Source organism: Pseudomonas sp. 2848 (genome assembly GCF_003253945.1).
GTDB lineage: Bacteria > Pseudomonadota > Gammaproteobacteria > Pseudomonadales > Pseudomonadaceae > Aquipseudomonas.
The window spans coordinates 1-2046 of record NZ_QKZD01000029.1; the positions used below are offsets into that span (position 1 = coordinate 1).

The 2046-nt window shown below is 69.2% G+C and carries 1 protein-coding gene; it reads left to right on the forward strand.

What is annotated here, in order from left to right; all coding sequences use genetic code 11:
• Nucleotides 1-2046 (forward strand): AMP-binding protein (locus DFS21_RS26390; RefSeq protein ID WP_146603179.1); only part of this gene is annotated, 2046 nt, incomplete at both ends.

The following is a 2046-nucleotide window of genomic DNA, read 5'->3' on the forward strand; positions in this document are numbered from 1 at the left end:
CGAACTGGACCAGGCCAGCATCGACCGCATCGTCGCCGGCGTGCCGGGCGGCGCCGCCAACGTGCAGGAGATCTACCCGCTGGCGCCGTTGCAGGCGGGCATCCTCTATCACCACCTGAGCGCCGAGCAGGGCGATCCGTACCTGCTGCAGTCGCGTCTGGCCTTTGACAGCCTCGAGCGCCTGCGTAGCTGGGCAACGGCCTTGCAACAGGTCATCGACCGCCACGACATCCTGCGCACTTCGGTGGTCTGGGAAGGCCTGGCGGAGCCGGTGCAGGTGGTCTGGCGCCAGGCCAACCTGGCGCTCAGCGAAGTCACCGGCCTGGGTGAGGAGTCAGTGATCGAGCAGTTGCTGGCGCGTTTCGATGCCCGCCAGCAGCGTCTGGACCTGACCCGGGCACCCTTGCTGCGGCTGGTCTATGCCGAGGATCCGCGCCAGGGCGAGTGGGTGGCGCTGTTGCAGTTCCACCACCTGACCCTCGACCACGCCGCGATGGCCGTGGTCGGCGAGGAGATGCAGGTGCTGCTGGACGGGCGTGGCGCCACGCTGCCTGCCGCGGTGCCGTATCGCAATTATGTCGCCCAGGTCTGCCTGGGCGACGATCAGGCCAGCCATGAGGCGTTCTTCCGCGCCCAGTTGGGGGATGTCGAAGAACCGACCCTGCCCTTTGGCCTGGCCGATGTGCAGGGCGATGGCGGACGGGTCGAGCATGCCGCCCTGATGCTGCCTGACGCCCTGGCCCAAGGCCTGCGCGAGCAGGCCCGGCAGCGTGGCGTCAGCGCCGCGAGCCTGGTGCACCTGGCCTGGGCCCGGGTGGTGGGTGTGCTGGCAGGGCGTCGCGATGTGGTGTTCGGCACCGTATTGATGGGCCGCCTGCAAGCCGGCGAGGGCGCCGACCGCGCCCTGGGCATGTTCATCAACACCCTGCCACTGCGGGTGGACACCGCGCTGCCGGTGGAGCAGGCCGTGCGCGTCACTCATCAGCGCTTGTCGGCCCTGCTCGGTCACGAGCATGCGCCCTTGGCGCTGGCCCAGCGTTGCAGCGGCGTGGCGGCTTCGGCGCCGTTGTTCAGTGCCTTGCTCAACTACCGGCACAGCGCCGAGGCGGCCCGGGACGGTGAAGGTATCTGGCAGGGTGTGCGCCTGCTGGGCGGCGAGGAGCGCAGCAACTACCCGTTGACCCTGAGCGTCGATGACCTGGGCGAGGGTTTCTCGCTGAGCGTGCTGGCCGCCGAGGGATTGCCTGCGGCGCAGGTCGGCACGTGGATGGCCAATACGCTAGGCCAACTGTTGCAGGCGCTGGAGCGGGCGCCGGGCCAGGGAGTCGATCATCTGCCGATGCTGGATGACGAGGCTTTGCGCCAGGTGGTGGAGGGCTTCAACGCCACTGCCGTCGATTATCCGCAAGGGCACACCGTGCATGCGCTGGTCGAGGCCCAGGCGCCCGAGGCGCTGGCCGTGGTACAGGGCGAGGTGAGCCTGAGCCATGGCGAGCTGAACCAGCGCGCCAATCGCCTGGCCCACTACCTGATCAAGCGTGGCGTGGCACTGGGCGACCGCGTGGCGCTGTGCCTGCCGCGCGGTCCGCAGCGGCTGGTGGCGATGCTGGCCGTGCTCAAGGCCGGCGCGGCCTATGTGCCGGTCGATCCGGGCTATCCGGTGGAGCGCATTGGTTATCTGCTCAGTGACAGTGCGCCGACGCTGGTGCTGGTCGAATCGAGCACTGAGTCGCTGGTGGGCGCGGTGGCCAAGGTGGCGCTGGATGGCGATGACTGGCTGGACCAGGCCGATGACAATCCGGTTGTCCAGGGCCTGGACGAGCATCAGCTGGCCTATGTGATCTACACCTCCGGCTCCACCGGCCAACCCAAGGGGGTGATGGTCGAGCACCGCACCCTGGCTAACCTGGTCCACTGGCATTGCCAGGCCTTCGAACTGGGCGCCGGCAGTCACACCTCCAGCGTCGCCGGCTTCGGCTTCGACGCCATGGCCTGGGAGGCCTGGCCGGCGCTGTGCGCCGGGGCGGTGCTGCACCTGCCGCCGGC